The following is a 15361-nucleotide window of genomic DNA, read 5'->3' as shown; positions in this document are numbered from 1 at the left end:
GATTATCGCCCCGTCCGCTCACGGCTAATACGCGCCAGCCATTCAGAAATCAGCAGCGAAATCAGCGCCAACACAATGGAAATGATACATAATCTCGCCGCCGCGCTTTCGCCGCCGGGGGTTTGGATCAGGGTATACATCGCCGAAGGAATGGTGCGGGTTTCGCCAGGAATATTGGAAACAAAGGTAATGGTTGCACCAAATTCCCCAAGGGAACGCGCAAACGCCAGCACCGTACCAACAATAATGCCGGGCAGCATCAGCGGTAACGTAATGGTCATAAAGACGCGCCAGCGTCCGGCTCCCAGCGTGCGGGCCGCCTGCTCCAGCTTGACGTCGACACCTTCCAGCGCCAGACGAATAGCCCGCACCATGAGCGGGAAGGACATCACCGCAGCGGCCAGCACCGCCCCACGCCAGCTAAAGGCAAAAGTGATGCCAAACCAGTCGTACAGCCATTCGCCAATGAATCCGCGCCGTCCCATAGAGACCAACAGCAGATACCCCACCACCACAGGCGGCAGAACCAGCGGCAAATGCAGTACGCTGTCGAGCAGCGCTTTGCCTGGGAACTTGCATCGCACCAGTAGCCAGGCAAAGAAGATCCCAAATGGCAGACTAAACAACACGGCCAGGGAAGAAACTTTCAGGCTCAGTATAACGGCCTGCCATTCAGGATCGGTCAGTATCATTACTTGGTCGTAAATCCATAACGTTTAAAGATTTCAGCAGCCTGCGGTCCTTTCAGGTAATCATAGAACGCGCTAACCGTTGCGTTTTTGTGCCCATCAACAATCGCGATAGGGTATTCCACTTTTTTGTGCGAATCTTCCGGGAAGGTCGCCACAACTTTTACGCCCTTGCTGGCGACGGCATCAGAACCATAGACGATCCCCAGCGGCGCTTCGTTACGCTCTACCAGCGCCAGCGCACCGCGCACGTCTTCAGCAGGAGCCAGTTTCGGGGCCAGGGTATCCCATGCACCCAGTTTTTGCAGCGCTTCTTTGGCATAAATGCCTGCCGGAACATGTTCCGGATCGCCAACAGCCAGGCGCCCACCGTTCAACAGACTGGTCCAGTTGGTTTTGCTGTCGATGGTGAAGTCTTTCTGTGCGCTGGCTTTCGGCGCAACCACCACCAGGCTGTTACCCAACAGCGTTTCACGCGTTGCGGTATCAATCGACTTCTTGTCTACCGCATAGTCCATCCATTTCTGATCGGCAGAAATAAACAGATCGGCCGGTGCGCCTGCTTCAATCTGACGCGCCAGTGTGGAAGAAGAAGCAAAAGAGGAGACAACATCAACGTTCTTCTCTTTTTTATATTGCGTTGCAATGTCCTGCATCGCGTTGGTCAGCGAAGCCGCTGCGAAAACGGTAATCTTTCCTTCATCCGCCAGCGCATGTCCGGCAACAGTAAGAGAAAGTGTTGCCCCTGCAAACAAGCGTAACCATGTACGTGCCATCTGTAACTCCTTTGCGTTTCGTTATGTAGGCGCAAATATAACGAGTAAACCAGGATTTTCCCAGTGGTTATTGATACCAATTAGAGGTTACACAAAGAAAATATCGGCAGGGAAAGCAGGATCTTGAGAAACTGTAGCGAGAGAAAACGAGTAGGAAGGCTAAAAATATAAACGCCCGACTGAGCGGGCGTTTGGGGAATCAATGATTCTGTCTGGACTGGTCTTTCTGACCGATACCGGAGAAAATGTTGAACACTTCACCCAGTCCGTAAATCAGACCCAGAATGATGGCCATTACCACAGGTACCATGATTACGGCGAATACCAGACTTTTCAATAACTCTAACATGGTCAACTCCAGATATAGTCCTTAGTTGTATTCTAACCACATAACGCAGAAAAGCACTCCCCTTTTGTGCGGTCGGCTTTGCTCAGGCACGGTTTTCCGTCACAATACCCTTTTTTGCCAGGAGCTTGTGATGCAGGCCGAAATCCTTCTTACGCTGAAACTTCAGCAAAAACTGTTTGCTGATCCCCGTCGCATTTCTCTGCTTAAGCACATTGCGCTTTCCGGTTCCATCAGTCAGGGCGCGAAGGATGCAGGTATCAGCTACAAAAGCGCCTGGGATGCGATTAACGAAATGAACCAGCTCAGCGAGCAGACGCTGGTTGAACGTGCCACAGGCGGTAAAGGCGGCGGTGGCGCGGTGTTAACGCGCTATGGCCAACGTTTAATCCAGTTATATGATTTACTGGCGCAAATCCAACAAAAAGCTTTTGATGTGTTGAGCGATGACGATGCGCTACCGCTCAACAGCCTGCTGGCAGCTATCTCGCGTTTTTCACTGCAAACCAGCGCCCGTAACCAGTGGTTTGGCACTATTACCGCTCGCGACCACGATCAGGTTCAGCAGCATGTTGACGTCCTGCTGGCCGATGGTGAAACGCGCCTGAAAGTGGCAATCACTGCGCAAAGCGGTGAGCGTCTGGGTCTTGAGGAAGGCAAAGAAGTACTGATTCTGCTGAAAGCGCCGTGGGTGGGAATCACTCAGGACGACGCCATCGCTCAGGCTGCCGATAACCAGTTGCAGGGCACGATTAGCCATATTGAACGCGGTGCGGAACAGTGTGAAGTGCTGATGACGTTGCCAGACGGCCAGACGCTCTGCGCGACGTTGCCGATAGATCAGACCCACACATTAACTGAAGGCGCTAACGTCACAGCATATTTTAATGCGGACAGAGTGATTATCGCCACACTGTGCTGAGTTAATTGACATCAGCCTGAAGAACACGTATCCCTGTTATTCATCGCTGCAAATAATGGGATACAAAATGTCATCGTTGCAAATTTCGCAAGGCACGTTTCGTCTTAGCGACATAAAAACGCTCCAGTTAGATGCGTTGACGTTAAACGCGGGTGATAGCTGGGCGTTTGTTGGCTCTAATGGTAGCGGGAAATCTGCGCTGGCCCGCGCGCTGGCGGGCGAGTTGCCGCTCCTGAAAGGCGAACGCCGCTGCCAGTTCACACGTATTACCCGACTCTCCTTTGAGCAGCTCCAAAAGCTGGTCAGCGACGAGTGGCAGCGGAACAACACCGATCTTCTTAGTCCCGGTGAAGACGACACAGGGCGCACCACCGCAGAAATCATTCAGGATGAGGTCAACGATCCCGCCCGCTGCGCTGCGCTGGCGCATCAGTTTGGCATTTCAGCCCTACTCAACAGGCGTTTCAAATACCTTTCCACCGGTGAAACACGCAAAACTCTGCTCTGCCAGGCATTAATGTCCACGCCAGATTTGCTGATCCTTGATGAACCGTTTGACGGGCTGGACGTCGCGTCCCGCCGCCAGTTAGCAGAACTGCTCGCTGAACTACACCAGGCCGGTTTAACGCTGGTACTGGTGCTTAATCGCTTTGATGAAATTCCCGAATTCGTGCAGTTTGCCGGCGTGCTTGCCGATTGCACACTGACGGAAACCGGCGCAAAAACCGACCTTCTGCAACAGGCATTAATCGCTCAGCTTGCCCATAGCGAGCGGCTGGAAGGCATCCAGTTACCCGAGCCGGATGAGCCTTCAGTGCGCCACACATTGTCAGATAACGAGCCGCGCATTGTGCTTAACGATGGCACCGTCTCGTATAACGATCGCCCTATCCTGCATCATCTGAGCTGGCGGGTAAATCCGGGGGAACACTGGCAAATCGTCGGCCCCAACGGTGCGGGGAAATCAACCTTGCTAAGTTTAATCACCGGCGATCATCCCCAGGGATATAGCAACGACCTGACCCTGTTTGGCCGACGCCGGGGCAGCGGTGAAACTATCTGGGATATCAAAAAACACATTGGCTATGTCAGCAGCAGCCTGCATCTGGATTACCGGGTAAGTACGACAGTTCGCAACGTTATTCTCTCCGGTTATTTCGATTCAATCGGCATTTATCAGGCCGTCTCCGACAGGCAGCACAAGCTGGTACAACAGTGGCTGGATATTCTTGGCATCGATAAACGTACCGCGGATGCGCCATTTCATAGTCTTTCCTGGGGACAGCAGCGGCTGGCGTTGATTGTTCGTGCTCTGGTGAAACATCCTACATTGCTGATCCTCGATGAACCCTTGCAAGGATTAGATCCGCTCAACCGCCAACTGATCCGTCGGTTTGTGGATGTCCTGATCGGTGAAGGCGAAACTCAGCTTTTGTTCGTCTCTCATCACGCCGAAGATGCCCCAGCCTGCATTACCCATCGGCTAGAGTTTGTACCCGAGGGCGATATCTACGGCTATCGACAAACCTCTCTGCGTTAATTTTCATGCCAGGGCGTTTATCACGCCCTTTTTTCTGCTTTTTTTTCAGACAATCGCTGTAATAACAACCTAACATAATGATTTATAATAAAGTAACCAGCAGCATCGAGTGAAAACCCTGGAGTGTAAACGATTCCACTAATTTATTCCGTGTCACACTTTTCGCATCTTTGTTATGCTATGGTTATTGCATACCATAGGCTTAACGGAGCGAATTATGAGAGTATTGGTTACAGGTGGTAGCGGTTACATTGGAAGCCACACTTGCGTGCAGTTGCTGAAAAACGGTCACGAGGTGGTGATCCTGGATAATCTCTGCAACAGCAAGCGCAGCGTACTGCCCGTCATTGAGCGTTTAGGCGGCAAGCATCCGACCTTCGTGGAAGGAGACATCCGTAACGAAGCGCTGATAACCGAAATTCTGCACGATCATGCCATTGATACGGTCATCCATTTTGCCGGTTTAAAAGCCGTTGGAGAATCCGTTGCCAAGCCGCTGGAGTACTATGACAACAACGTCAACGGCACTCTGCGTCTGGTGAATGCAATGCGCGCAGCCAACGTGAAAAACTTCATTTTCAGCTCCTCCGCGACCGTCTATGGCGATCAGCCGCAAATTCCTTACGTTGAAAGCTTTCCCACCGGCACGCCACAAAGTCCGTACGGCAAAAGCAAGCTGATGGTGGAACAGATCCTGACCGATCTGCAAAAAGCTCAGCCCGACTGGAGCATTGCCCTGCTGCGCTACTTTAACCCTGTTGGCGCTCATCCGTCAGGAGATATGGGGGAAGATCCGCAAGGTATTCCAAACAACCTGATGCCTTACATCGCGCAGGTTGCCGTTGGCCGCCGCGAGTCTCTTGCCATATTTGGCAATGACTACCCTACTGAAGATGGCACCGGCGTACGCGACTACATCCATGTGATGGATCTCGCCGACGGCCACGTTGCCGCCATGGAAAAACTGGCAGGCATTCAGGGTGTGCATATTTATAACCTCGGTGCAGGCATCGGCAGCAGCGTGCTGGACGTGGTCCACGCCTTCAGCAAAGCCTGTGGTAAACCGGTGAATTACCACTTCGCCCCGCGCCGTGAAGGCGATCTTCCGGCCTACTGGGCTGATGCCAGCAAAGCCGATCGCGAGCTCAACTGGCGCGTGACCCGCACATTGGATGAAATGGCACAAGATACCTGGCACTGGCAGTCACGCCACCCACAGGGATATTCGGATTAAGGACCAATCATGACGCAATTCAATCCTGTCGATCATCCACACCGCCGTTTTAACCCGCTCACCGGGCAGTGGATCCTCGTATCACCGCATCGCGCCAAACGCCCGTGGCAAGGGGCGCAGGAAACTCCGTCTAAGCAGGTACTACCTGCACATGACCCGGACTGCTTCCTGTGCGCTGGCAATACGCGCGTTACCGGCGACAAAAACCCGGATTACACCGGGACCTATGTCTTTACTAATGACTTTGCGGCGTTGATGTCCGATACCCCGGACGCGCCGGACAGTCACGATCCGTTGATGCGCTGCCAGAGCGCGCGCGGTACCAGCCGCGTGATTTGCTTCTCACCCGATCACAGCAAAACGTTGCCGGAACTCAGCGTCCCTGCACTGACAGAAATCGTAAAAACGTGGCAGGAGCAGACCGAAGACTTAGGGAAAACCTATCCCTGGGTGCAGGTATTTGAGAATAAAGGCGCAGCGATGGGGTGCTCGAACCCGCACCCACACGGACAAATTTGGGCCAACAGCTTTTTGCCTAACGAAGCCGAACGTGAAGATCGCCTGCAGAAAGCGTACTTCGCCGAACAAGGCGCGCCAATGCTCGTTGATTACGTCCAGAGAGAACTGGCGGATGGCAGCCGTACGGTCGTTGAAACCGAGCACTGGCTGGCGGTTGTACCTTACTGGGCCGCGTGGCCGTTCGAAACGCTGCTGCTGCCGAAAGCGCATGTGCAGCGTATTACCGATTTGAGCGACGAACAGCGTGCTGACCTGGCGCTGGCGTTGAAAAAACTGACCAGTCGTTACGACAACTTGTTCCAGTGTTCATTCCCCTACTCCATGGGCTGGCACGGCGCACCGTTTAACGGTGAAGAAAACCAACACTGGCAGTTGCATGCTCACTTTTATCCGCCGCTGCTGCGTTCCGCGACCGTGCGTAAATTTATGGTCGGATATGAAATGCTGGCAGAAACCCAGCGCGACCTGACGGCAGAACAAGCGGCTGAACGACTGCGTGCGGTCAGCGACATCCATTTTCGCGAATCCGGAGTTTAAATAATGAGTCTGAAAGAAAAAACACAATCTCTGTTTGCAGAAACATTTGGCTACCCTGCCACCCATACTATTCAGGCACCGGGTCGTGTAAACCTGATCGGCGAACATACCGATTATAACGACGGCTTCGTTCTGCCTTGCGCCATCGACTATCAAACCGTTATCAGTTGTGCGGCACGCGACGATCGAAAAGTCCGCGTGATCGCCGCTGATTACGACAATCAGGTTGATGAGTTCTCGCTTGATGCGCCGATTATCGCCCACGACAGCCAGCAGTGGTCAAACTACGTGCGTGGCGTAGTGAAACATCTGCAAAAGCGCAATAACGCCTTTGGCGGTGCTGATCTGGTGATCAGCGGTAACGTCCCACAGGGCGCGGGGTTAAGTTCTTCTGCCTCGCTGGAAGTCGCTGTGGGTACGGTATTCCAGCAGCTCTATCATCTGCCGCTCGACGGCGCACAGATTGCCCTGAACGGTCAGGAAGCTGAAAACCAGTTTGTCGGCTGTAACTGCGGCATTATGGATCAGTTGATCTCGGCACTTGGTAAGAAAGATCATGCGCTACTGATCGACTGCCGAACGCTTGGCACCAAAGCAGTTTCTATGCCTGAGGGCGTAGCGGTGGTGATCATCAACAGTAACTTTAAACGTACGCTGGTCGGTAGCGAATACAACACCCGTCGTGAACAATGTGAAACCGGCGCACGTTTCTTCCAGCAGCCAGCGCTGCGTGATGTTAGCCTTGAAGCGTTTAACGCCGTCGCCCACGAGCTGGATCCGATTGTCGCCAAACGCGTTCGCCACGTGATCACGGAAAATGCGCGTACCGTTGAAGCAGCACAGGCGCTGGAAAAAGGCGACCTGCTGCGTATGGGCCAACTGATGGCGGAATCTCACGCCTCAATGCGCGATGACTTTGAAATTACCGTGCCGCAAATTGATACGCTGGTTGAGATTGTCAAAGCGACCATTAGCGATAAAGGCGGTGTACGCATGACCGGCGGCGGCTTCGGCGGCTGTATCGTGGCGCTGATCCCGCAAGACTTGGTGCCTGCCGTACAGCAAGCTGTCGCTGAGCAGTACGAAGCAAAAACTGGAATTAAAGAAACATTCTACGTCTGCAAACCTTCTCAAGGAGCCGGACAATGTTAAACGAAATCCCCGTGCAGGCTCCGGACGGTCAGCCGTTTCGCCTGCTCACCCTGCGTAATGACGCAGGGATGGTGGTCACGCTGATGGACTGGGGCGCGACCCTACTCTCTGCACGTATTCCGCTCAGCGATGATAGCGTGCGCGAAGCATTACTCGGTTGCGCCAGCCCGGAACAATACCCGGAACAGGCTGCATTTCTGGGGGCTTCGATTGGTCGCTACGCGAACCGTATCGCCAACAGCCGTTATACCTTTGCTGGCGAAACCGTTGAATTAATACCAAGTCAGGGCGACAACCAGCTGCACGGCGGGCCGGACGGTTTTGACAAACGTCGCTGGCAGATAGTCAATCAAAATGACCGCCAGGTGCTGTTCGCCTTAACGTCTGACGATGGCGATCAGGGCTTCCCTGGCCATCTTTGCGCTACCGTGCAGTATCGCCTGACTGACGATAATCGTATTTCGATAACCTACCGCGCCACGGTCGATAAGCCCTGCCCGGTGAATCTGACGAATCACGTTTATTTCAACCTCGACGGTGACAAAACGGATGTGCGCCAACACAAGCTGCAAATCCTCGCCGACGAGTACTTGCCGGTTGATGAAATGGGCATCCCGCACGACGGACTGAAATCCGTCGCTGGTAGCACTTTCGATTTCCGTACGCCTAAGATCATCAGCAGTGAATTTCTTGCCGATGACGATCAGCGCAAGGTAAAAGGTTACGATCACGCCTTCCTGCTCCAGGCACAGGGCAATACGCATACGCCGGTCGCTCGACTGTGGTCCCAGGATGAAAAACTGCAGATGGAGGTCTACACCTCCGCCCCGGCATTACAGTTTTATTCCGGGAATTTCCTCGGCGGTACGCCATCCCGTGGTCCTGATGCCTACGCCGACTGGCAAGGTCTGGCGCTGGAAAGCGAGTTCCTGCCGGACAGCCCGAACCATCCGGAATGGCCGCAGCCAGACTGCTTCCTGCGTCCTGGCGAAGAGTACGCCAGCGTGACGGAATACCGGTTTATTCCAGCCTAATCGTTCCCCTCCCAGGCCCGATGACGTAACGTATCGGGCCTGTTGCTTGTTTATCACAGTAGAACCGCTCAAATCCCCACCGTTCAAAGACAAAATCGCAACCTTGGGTTCACAAGAACCTTACACTGTGGCGCTATTTTCGCTATGGTTATGCGTAAGGATTGCCGCTGACGCATTACGGCAATATAATGAGAATTATTATCATTCAATATGATTTATAGGAGTGAGTGTATGGCTGTAACTAAGCTGGTTCTGGTACGTCACGGTGAAAGTCAGTGGAACAACGAGAACCGTTTTACCGGTTGGTATGACGTTGATCTGTCCGAGAAAGGTGTGGGCGAAGCAAAAGCGGCAGGTAAACTGCTGAAAGAGGAAGGCTACAGCTTCGATTTTGCTTATACCTCTGTGCTGAAACGTGCCATCCACACCCTGTGGAACGTACTGGACGAACTGGATCAGGCCTGGCTGCCGGTTGAGAAATCCTGGAAACTGAACGAACGTCATTACGGCGCGCTGCAGGGTCTGAACAAAGCTGAAACCGCTGAAAAATACGGTGACGAGCAGGTTAAACAATGGCGTCGCGGCTTTGCGGTAACGCCACCGGAACTGACCAAAGATGACGAGCGTTATCCGGGTCACGATCCGCGTTATGCGAAGCTGACCGACAAAGAGTTACCGGTTACCGAAAGCCTGGCGCTGACCATCGATCGCGTTATCCCCTACTGGAACGAAACCATTCTGCCGCGCATGAAAAGCGGTGAGCGTGTGATTATCGCCGCTCATGGTAACTCTCTGCGTGCGCTGGTTAAATACCTGGATAACATGGGCGAAGATGAGATCCTTGAACTGAACATTCCGACCGGCGTACCGCTGGTATATGAGTTCGACGAAAACTTCAAACCGATCAAACACTACTATCTGGGTAACGCTGACGAGATCGCAGCAAAAGCGGCCGCCGTTGCGAACCAGGGTAAAGCGAAGTAATTTTCATCCCGGGTCAAACGAAAAAAGCGTGGAATGCTCCACGCTTTTTTATTGCCAGATAGTGGCGTTGCCTTATCCGGCCTACCGAGCGTAGCCCGGATGCGTTATTACCCGCGGCGTGCTTTTACTGCTTCTGCCAGCTGGCGTAAGACCGCATCGGTGTCTTCCCAGCCAATGCAGGCGTCAGTGATGCTCTTACCGTAGGTCAGCGGCTCGCCGCTATCCGGGTTCTGATTACCCTCGACCAGATGGCTTTCGATCATCACGCCAATAATCGCTTTTTCTCCACCAGCGACTTGTCCGCAAACGTCTTTCGCAACATCCATCTGCTTTTTGAACTGCTTGCAGGAGTTGGCATGGCTAAAGTCGATCATCACTTGTGCAGAGAGCCCTGCTTTGATCAGACCTTCTTTCACGTCGGCAACGTGCTGAGCGCTGTAGTTAGGTTCTTTGCCGCCGCGCAAAATAATATGGCAATCGCCGTTACCGCTGGTATTCACGATCGCTGAATGACCCCATTTGGTCACAGACAGGAAGCAGTGTGGCGCCCCTGCTGCGTTGATTGCATCAATCGCAACTTTGATCGTGCCATCGGTACCGTTTTTAAAACCAACCGGGCAAGACAGACCTGATGCCAGCTCGCGGTGTACTTGAGACTCGGTGGTACGAGCCCCAATCGCGCCCCAACTCATCAAGTCGGCGAGGTATTGCGGCGTGATCATATCGAGGAACTCACCCGCAGCCGGCAATCCGCTATCGTTGATATCCAACAGCAATTTACGTGCAATGCGCAGCCCATCGTTGATTTGGAAGCTGTTGTCCATGTGCGGATCGTTGATAAGCCCTTTCCAGCCGACGGTGGTTCGCGGTTTTTCAAAATAGACGCGCATGACAATTTCAAGCTCGCCTTTTAACTCTTCGCGCAGCGCCAGCAGGCGGGCGGCGTACTCTTTAGCGGCTGCCGGATCATGAATAGAACATGGCCCAATCACCACTAACAGGCGATCATCGCTCCCTTTCAGAATTTTATGAATCGCCTTACGGGCATGAGCCACCGTGTTTGCGGCATTTTCAGTAGCGGGGAATTTTTCCAGCAATGCGACTGGCGGTAATAACTCGTTGATCTCTTTAATGCGTAAATCGTCGTTCTGATAATTCATGATTATTCCAGCGTTGCCATACTTATATAAATGAATGCAATCCCTCCAATCTATATCTTCAGTCATAAAGTGTAAACGGGGTTTTACACTTTGGACGGATTAATCCTGGAATTGGCCAAAAAAACGCAATAAAGTAGCGAAAAACGAGATCCAACCTACAATTTATAACTGTAACAGCTTTAATTTCCATAAATTTCAAGATTCTATGCTGGGTTTAATTTCTCAGGCAAAACTATTAACCACATATTGATGATGTAACTGGCACATGCACTGTTGGAAGACGTTATCCGACATATCGACCATAACAGGAGCATATTATGCATATGACAAAGCTGGCTTCACTCTTTCTTACCGCTACACTCAGCCTCGCCAGCGGCGCGGCGCTGGCTGCTGAAACCAATACGCAGTCCAATAACGGCCAGGCAAATTCCTCGGCGGATGCCGGTCAGGTCGCCCCAGACGCACGCGAAAACGTGGCACCAAATAACGTCGACAACAGTAACGTGAATTCGGGTGGCACAATGCTGCACCCGAACGGTTCATCAATGAACCATGAAGGGATGACCAAAGACGAGATGCACAAGAACACCATGTGTAAGGACGGTCGCTGCCCTGATGTGAATAAGAAGGTTGAGACCGGGAACGGCATTAATAATGATGCCGAGACAAAAACTGATGGCACTACGCAGTAACGCTGAAAATAAAGCTAATAACGGGAGAGCAATAGCTCTCCTTTTTAATTTTATCATCCCAAAAACGGTATGATGGCATACAGTAAAGATGAGAATAACAAAGGGATGGCATAATGGCGCACTCGCATACTCATAATTCCTCTGAGCAACCCAAGGACAATAATGCCCGCCGCTTGATGTTTGCATTCTGCATTACAGCCGGATTTATGTTGGTTGAAGTGGTAGGTGGAATACTTTCAGGTTCACTGGCCTTGTTGGCTGATGCCGGACATATGCTCACTGATGCCGCAGCGCTCCTTTTCGCGCTGCTGGCCGTCCGGTTTTCCCATCGACCGCCCACAATACGACACACCTTCGGCTGGCTGAGGCTCACGACACTGGCCGCGTTTGTTAATGCCATCGCATTGGTCGTGATCACTATTTTAATCGTCTGGGAAGCCATTGAGCGCTTTCATACGCCCCGCCCCGTGGCAGGCGGCATGATGATGGTTATAGCTGTCGCGGGTTTACTCGCCAACGTGCTGGCTTTTTGGGTTCTACACCGCGGCAGTGAGGAGAAAAACCTGAACGTCCGCGCCGCGGCACTACATGTGATGGGCGATTTACTCGGCTCGGTCGGAGCGATCATCGCTGCGCTCATTATTATCTGGACGGGCTGGACGCCTGCGGACCCGATTCTCTCGATTCTGGTTTCCGTGCTGGTACTGCGCAGCGCCTGGCGACTGTTAAAGGATAGCGTTAACGAATTACTGGAAGGTGCCCCGCTGACGCTGGATATTGCCGCACTGCAGCGCCATCTCAGCCGGGATATCCCCGAAGTCCGCAATGTGCACCATGTCCATGTCTGGATGGTGGGTGAAAAACCGGTAATGACGCTGCATGTGCAGGTGATCCCGCCGCACGATCATGACGCCCTGCTGGAACGTATTCAGCATTTCCTTATCCATCACTACCAGATTGAACACGCGACGATCCAGATGGAGTATCAGCCGTGCAATGGGCCGGACTGCCACCTGTACCAAGGCGTGTCCGGCCATTCACATCATCACCATTAATGGGACAGCGCGCGGGAACCCCGCTCACGCGCGCTGTTAATCCACATCCTGCTACCATTCAGGGCGATAACCGTCAGGATCATATACTCCAGCGACATGGCATATACGCCTTGTCGGGCGAAAATCACTACGCTTATTACGTTAATGATCACCCACAGCAGCCAGTTTTCGACGTATTTGCGCGTCATCAGGATCATCGCCGCAATCGACAACACCATCATGCAGGAGTCCCAGAACGGGAATGCATCGGGTTGCAACTCAGGCACAACAACCTGTAATCCTAATGCCTGCATAATGTTCACCGCAATGCGGGTCAGGAATGCAAAGACCGGATCGATATAGACCGACATCAGACCGATCGCTACCACGCAAGCCGCCAGCCAGCCGATCGCTTTTGGTAACGGCAGCCAGCGAATTTTCAGTTCTGCTTCATGCTGGTTAGTTTGCCTGGACCAGGCATACCAGCCGTAGATGTTGGCGGCAAAGAAGAAAACTTGCAGCAACAGGCTTGCATAGAGCTGGATCTGAAAGAAGATAATCGCAAACAGCGTGACGTTTATCAGGCCGAAGAAGTAATTGCTTATTTTCTCAAGGCTCGCCAGACCAATACACAGCAACCCGGCGATCGTCCCCACAGCTTCGATCCACGACAGATCGTAACCGCCAGCGCCGATCGGAATATGTACCAGAATGTTCTGCGTGCTAAAAAAGTCCATCTTTTCCCCCAGAGCAAAAAAATTAATTAAGCTCGAAGTGTAGCCGCAAATTCCAACATGCGGTTTAACGGCAACAACGCCCCTTCTCGCAGCGCAGCATCAACATGTATCTCATGAGCCGCTCCGCCTTGTTCCAGGCCCTCAGCAATCGCCTTGAGGCCGTTCATCGCCATCCACGGACAATGCGCACAGCTGCGACAGGTTGCCCCTTCGCCAGCCGTCGGCGCTTCAAGTAATTCTTTATCCGGAACGGCCTGCTGCATTTTGTAAAAAATGCCCCGGTCAGTCGCCACAATCAGCTGTTGATGCGGTAACGATTTAGCTGCGTTGATTAACTGGCTGGTTGAGCCAACCGCATCGGCCATATCAACGATAGACTGAGGGGACTCCGGGTGCACCAACACCGCAGCATCAGGGTAAAGCCCCTTCATGCGTGTTAAAGCCTGAGTTTTAAATTCGTCGTGGACGATACAGGCCCCCTGCCAACAAAGAACGTCTGCACCGGTCTGTTTTTGCACGTAGTTGCCCAGATGTCTGTCCGGAGCCCAGATGATTTTTTCACCTAAACTATCAAGGTGCTCAATAAGTTCTACCGCGATACTGGACGTGACGACCCAGTCCGCACGTGCTTTAACGGCAGCGGAGGTATTGGCGTAAACCACCACAGTACGATCAGGATGCGCATCGCAAAACGCGCTGAAAGCATCAATCGGACAACCCAGATCTAATGAACATTCCGCCTGTAAGGTCGGCATCAGGATGGTCTTTTCCGGGCTGAGGATTTTGGCGGTTTCCCCCATAAACCTCACTCCTGCAACCAACAGCGTAGAGGCAGAATGTTTTGAGCCGAACCGCGCCATCTCCAGAGAATCAGAAATACAGCCACCGGTCTCTTCGGCCAATTGCTGAATTTCAGGATCGGTGTAATAGTGCGCGACCATAACGGCATCACGCTCTTTCAACAGGCGCTTGATTTTTTCACGATAAAATTGCTTTTCATCCACACTCAGCGGGGCTGGCTTCGGCGGAAACGGATAAATTGCTGCTTCTGGATCAAACATCACGCTCATCTTGCTTTCTCGTTTTACTAGCTTAACGAAATAACCGATTAAAAGCGTGACGCACGCCGTATTCGGTTAGATTTGTTTTATATGCTAAACAAGATAGCGGATTGGCGTAAGAAAGTCACAATAATTGCGTGTGATGAATGCCGGATGGCGACTGACGTCTTATCCGGCCTACGTGAATAGTGTCGTCTGTAGGACTGATAAGCGAAGGCATCAGGCAAGCAGGTTCGAATCAAAAAATCCTGCGCATAGCAAAAAAGCGCCTTTAGGGCGCTTTTTTACACTGGTGGGGCGTGCAGGATTCGAACCTGCGACCAATTGATTAAAAGTCAACTGCTCTACCAACTGAGCTAACGCCCCCTTATGGGGTTTACTTCTTTATACTTTCAGGATGGTGGGTCGTGCAGGATGACTCGGCTTTGCCTCGCCCTACGGGCCGTTGCTCACGCAACGTTATCCTTCACGTTTTACAATCGCGTTCCACCTTAGCGATTGGTGGGTCGTGCAGGATTCGAACCTGCGACCAATTGATTAAAAGTCAACTGCTCTACCAACTGAGCTAACGACCCGCTCGGGTATAACCTGAAAATTTTTACTCGGTACCACCAATAAATTGGTGGGGCGTGCAGGATTCGAACCTGCGACCAATTGATTAAAAGTCAACTGCTCTACCAACTGAGCTAACGCCCCGAGTGGTGGGTGATGACGGGATCGAACCGCCGACCCCCTCCTTGTAAGGGAGGTGCTCTCCCAGCTGAGCTAATCACCCGATACTACGCTGGATACTACTTACTAACTGAGTTAGTGGTGGGTCGTGCAGGATGACTCGACTTCGTCTCGCCCTACGGGCCGTTGCTTACGCAACGTTATCCTTCACGTTTTACAATCGCGTTCCACCTTAGCGATTGGTGGGTCGTGCAGGATTCGAACCTGCGACC

General features: G+C 52.5%; 15 protein-coding genes and 4 tRNA genes. 9 read left to right on the top strand and 10 right to left on the bottom strand.

The annotated features are described in order from the left end of the window. Positions 1-2: 2 nt before the first annotated feature. The 3 genes from modB to OGX67_RS22960 all read right to left on the bottom strand — a co-directional run bounded on the left by modB (position 3) and on the right by OGX67_RS22960 (position 1814). Entirely contained in the window at positions 3-692 is a 690-nt protein-coding gene (modB, locus tag OGX67_RS22970) for a molybdate ABC transporter permease subunit (RefSeq protein ID WP_003023032.1), read from the bottom strand. Next, complete coding sequence (gene modA / locus OGX67_RS22965) at positions 692-1465, bottom strand: molybdate ABC transporter substrate-binding protein (RefSeq protein WP_003023029.1); 774 nt, start codon at positions 1463-1465, stop codon at positions 692-694. The genes modB and modA overlap by 1 nt, the downstream gene beginning before the upstream one ends. 199 nt (positions 1466-1664) lie before the next feature. After that, complete coding sequence (locus tag OGX67_RS22960) at positions 1665-1814, bottom strand: AcrZ family multidrug efflux pump-associated protein (RefSeq protein ID WP_003023026.1); 150 nt, start codon at positions 1812-1814, stop codon at positions 1665-1667. A gap of 130 nt (positions 1815-1944) precedes the next feature. Here OGX67_RS22960 and modE point away from each other — a divergent pair, with 130 nt between their 5' ends. From modE to gpmA, 7 genes are all read left to right on the top strand, one after another. Beyond that, the gene (gene modE, locus OGX67_RS22955) at positions 1945-2733 is read left to right on the top strand and encodes a molybdenum-dependent transcriptional regulator (RefSeq protein WP_003023018.1); all 789 of its coding nucleotides are present in this window, start codon (positions 1945-1947) and stop codon (positions 2731-2733) included. A gap of 67 nt (positions 2734-2800) precedes the next feature. Further along, a complete protein-coding gene (gene modF, locus OGX67_RS22950; protein ID WP_257651728.1) occupies positions 2801-4273 on the top strand; it encodes a molybdate ABC transporter ATP-binding protein ModF in 1473 nt (490 codons plus the stop codon). 217 nt (positions 4274-4490) lie between these two features. Then, the gene (gene galE / locus OGX67_RS22945) at positions 4491-5507 is read left to right on the top strand and encodes a UDP-glucose 4-epimerase GalE (protein ID WP_003837100.1); all 1017 of its coding nucleotides are present in this window, start codon (positions 4491-4493) and stop codon (positions 5505-5507) included. Between the two features lie 9 nt (positions 5508-5516). Next, positions 5517-6563 (top strand): galactose-1-phosphate uridylyltransferase, encoded by a 1047-nt coding sequence (gene galT / locus OGX67_RS22940; protein ID WP_192465509.1) that lies wholly within the window; start codon positions 5517-5519, stop codon positions 6561-6563. A 3-nt stretch (positions 6564-6566) separates the two neighbouring features. Beyond that, positions 6567-7715 carry a galactokinase gene (galK, locus tag OGX67_RS22935; protein ID WP_200002887.1) on the top strand — a complete coding sequence of 383 codons (1149 nt, stop codon included), beginning with the start codon at positions 6567-6569 and terminating at the stop codon, positions 7713-7715. Next, positions 7709-8749: a galactose-1-epimerase gene (gene galM, locus OGX67_RS22930; RefSeq protein WP_048219294.1), complete on the top strand. Its 1041-nt coding sequence runs from the start codon at positions 7709-7711 to the stop codon at positions 8747-8749. The genes galK and galM overlap by 7 nt, the downstream gene beginning before the upstream one ends. Before the next feature lie 231 nt (positions 8750-8980). Then, a complete protein-coding gene (gpmA, locus tag OGX67_RS22925) occupies positions 8981-9733 on the top strand; it encodes a 2,3-diphosphoglycerate-dependent phosphoglycerate mutase (RefSeq protein ID WP_003022999.1) in 753 nt (250 codons plus the stop codon). A gap of 107 nt (positions 9734-9840) precedes the next feature. On the opposite strand, the gene aroG is transcribed toward gpmA, so the two are convergent. Then, a complete protein-coding gene (gene aroG / locus OGX67_RS22920) occupies positions 9841-10893 on the bottom strand; it encodes a 3-deoxy-7-phosphoheptulonate synthase AroG (protein WP_003022997.1) in 1053 nt (350 codons plus the stop codon). 317 nt (positions 10894-11210) lie between these two features. Between aroG and OGX67_RS22915 the strand changes: the two genes are divergently transcribed. Beyond that, positions 11211-11585 carry a YbgS-like family protein gene (locus OGX67_RS22915; protein ID WP_003022994.1) on the top strand — a complete coding sequence of 125 codons (375 nt, stop codon included), beginning with the start codon at positions 11211-11213 and terminating at the stop codon, positions 11583-11585. A 113-nt stretch (positions 11586-11698) separates the two neighbouring features. Continuing rightward, the gene (zitB, locus tag OGX67_RS22910) at positions 11699-12640 is read left to right on the top strand and encodes a CDF family zinc transporter ZitB (RefSeq protein ID WP_003022992.1); all 942 of its coding nucleotides are present in this window, start codon (positions 11699-11701) and stop codon (positions 12638-12640) included. Here the strand turns inward: zitB and pnuC are convergent. From pnuC to OGX67_RS22880, 6 genes are all read right to left on the bottom strand, one after another. Beyond that, entirely contained in the window at positions 12637-13356 is a 720-nt protein-coding gene (gene pnuC, locus OGX67_RS22905) for a nicotinamide riboside transporter PnuC (RefSeq protein WP_071696415.1), read from the bottom strand. The two genes, zitB and pnuC, sit on opposite strands and share 4 nt — an antisense overlap. 26 nt (positions 13357-13382) lie before the next feature. After that, entirely contained in the window at positions 13383-14426 is a 1044-nt protein-coding gene (nadA, locus tag OGX67_RS22900) for a quinolinate synthase NadA (protein WP_003837113.1), read from the bottom strand. Positions 14427-14707: 281 nt separating this feature from the next. Then, positions 14708-14783, bottom strand: a tRNA-Lys gene (locus OGX67_RS22895). Positions 14784-14916: 133 nt separating this feature from the next. After that, positions 14917-14992 (bottom strand) — tRNA-Lys (locus OGX67_RS22890). 45 nt (positions 14993-15037) lie between these two features. Next, positions 15038-15113: transfer RNA gene (locus tag OGX67_RS22885), tRNA-Lys, on the bottom strand. 3 nt (positions 15114-15116) lie between these two features. Beyond that, positions 15117-15192: transfer RNA gene (locus OGX67_RS22880), tRNA-Val, on the bottom strand. Positions 15193-15361: the final 169 nt, after the last annotated feature.

It is taken from the genome of Citrobacter sp. Cf118 (assembly GCF_030334095.1).
Lineage (GTDB): Bacteria > Pseudomonadota > Gammaproteobacteria > Enterobacterales > Enterobacteriaceae > Citrobacter > Citrobacter freundii.
Note: the sequence above shows the minus strand (reverse complement) of the source record. Positions and strands in the feature narration are given on the sequence as shown.

Bases quoted from the DNA above. Each gene is read 5' to 3' on its own strand.
- pnuC (WP_071696415.1), bottom strand. From the start codon at position 13,356: ATGGACTTTTTTAGCACGCAGAACATTCTGGTACATATTCCGATCGGC.
- aroG (WP_003022997.1), bottom strand. From the start codon at position 10,893: ATGAATTATCAGAACGACGATTTACGCATTAAAGAGATCAACGAGTTA.
- gpmA (WP_003022999.1), top strand. From the start codon at position 8,981: ATGGCTGTAACTAAGCTGGTTCTGGTACGTCACGGTGAAAGTCAGTGG.
- OGX67_RS22960 (WP_003023026.1), bottom strand. From the start codon at position 1,814: ATGTTAGAGTTATTGAAAAGTCTGGTATTCGCCGTAATCATGGTACCT.
- modF (WP_257651728.1), top strand. From the start codon at position 2,801: ATGTCATCGTTGCAAATTTCGCAAGGCACGTTTCGTCTTAGCGACATA.
- galT (WP_192465509.1), top strand. From the start codon at position 5,517: ATGACGCAATTCAATCCTGTCGATCATCCACACCGCCGTTTTAACCCG.
- modB (WP_003023032.1), bottom strand. From the start codon at position 692: ATGATACTGACCGATCCTGAATGGCAGGCCGTTATACTGAGCCTGAAA.
- galM (WP_048219294.1), top strand. From the start codon at position 7,709: ATGTTAAACGAAATCCCCGTGCAGGCTCCGGACGGTCAGCCGTTTCGC.
- galE (WP_003837100.1), top strand. From the start codon at position 4,491: ATGAGAGTATTGGTTACAGGTGGTAGCGGTTACATTGGAAGCCACACT.
- nadA (WP_003837113.1), bottom strand. From the start codon at position 14,426: ATGAGCGTGATGTTTGATCCAGAAGCAGCAATTTATCCGTTTCCGCCG.
- galK (WP_200002887.1), top strand. From the start codon at position 6,567: ATGAGTCTGAAAGAAAAAACACAATCTCTGTTTGCAGAAACATTTGGC.
- zitB (WP_003022992.1), top strand. From the start codon at position 11,699: ATGGCGCACTCGCATACTCATAATTCCTCTGAGCAACCCAAGGACAAT.
- modE (WP_003023018.1), top strand. From the start codon at position 1,945: ATGCAGGCCGAAATCCTTCTTACGCTGAAACTTCAGCAAAAACTGTTT.
- OGX67_RS22915 (WP_003022994.1), top strand. From the start codon at position 11,211: ATGCATATGACAAAGCTGGCTTCACTCTTTCTTACCGCTACACTCAGC.
- modA (WP_003023029.1), bottom strand. From the start codon at position 1,465: ATGGCACGTACATGGTTACGCTTGTTTGCAGGGGCAACACTTTCTCTT.